The following is a 1,011-nucleotide window of genomic DNA, read 5'->3' as shown; positions in this document are numbered from 1 at the left end:
TCGGCGTTGCCGATCTTCCGGGTCTCGGTGTTGCCGGCGGCGTCGTAGGTGTACGTCTCCGTGCGCGGGTCGGCGCCGGTCTGTGTCACCGACGGCAGGTTGTGCGTGCCGGCCTTGGGTGCGGCGTAGTCGCGGGTGATGTCCGCGGTGGGTCCCGAGGTGGTCTTGTGCTGGACCTCGGTGTCACGGTTGCCGACGGCGTCGTAGGTGTAGCTGGTCCAGTAGGCGTCCGGTCCGCCGACGACGCTGTCGGACGGGGCGGAGGCGCAGGTCGTGCCCGTGTTGGTCCAGGCCTCGGTGATCCGGCGCAGGGCGTCCAGCTGGACGCATTGGGTGTCCGTGGTGCGGGCCGCGTCCTGGCCGCGGGTGCTCCACGTCCTGCACCGCACCGGTGTTGGCGTTGTACGAGGTGTACCACTCGTACGTGCCGGCGAGACCGGTCTCCGACGCCGGGACCGTGACGGTGGTCTTCCCCGGCTGGTAGGAGTTGGTGTACTCCCCCTGCTCGGTGACGAAGGCGTTGCCCGCGTCGTCGTACCGGCTGGACTTCCAGAGCTGGCCCTTGACGTCGGTCGGCCGGTCGGCCTTGTCGTAGGCCGTGACGGCCTTGCCCTTGTCGGGGTCGACGGTCGTGGTCTGGCGGCCACGCGTGTCGTACCCGTAGGTCCACTCCGCGCCCGACGCGTCGGCGATCTTCGCCAGTCGGCCCTTGTCGTCGAAGGTGTAGTGGGTGGACTGGGCCGCGGTGCGGGCCGGGTCGGTGTACTGCTTCAGCTCGATCGTACGGTCGAGCGCGTCGACGACGGTGGTGGTGGCGGTGCCGCCGGCCGGCGGGACGACCGTGGTCGTGTCACCGGTGTACGTGGTCGTGGTGCGCTTCGTCTCGTCCGTGTAGCGCTTGGAGATGACGGCGGTGGGCCGTCCGAGACCGTCGAACTCCGTCTCGGTCGACGACGGGTACTGCGTCTGCTGCCCGGTGACGAGAACCGGCTCGGGTGCGCCGGTCGCGAA

1 pseudogene is annotated in these 1,011 nt (G+C 69.9%); it reads right to left on the bottom strand.

What is annotated here, in order from left to right:
- Nucleotides 1-183: 183 nt before the first annotated feature.
- Nucleotides 184-1,011, bottom strand: a pseudogene (locus IF00_RS42275) (RHS repeat domain-containing protein); the annotation flags it as partial.

The organism is Streptomyces flavochromogenes, from assembly GCF_000717595.1.
In the GTDB taxonomy this organism is placed as follows: Bacteria; Actinomycetota; Actinomycetes; order Streptomycetales; family Streptomycetaceae; genus Streptomyces; species Streptomyces flavochromogenes.
The sequence above is the reverse complement of the archived record's forward strand: the minus strand, read 5'-3'. Positions and strand labels throughout refer to the sequence as shown.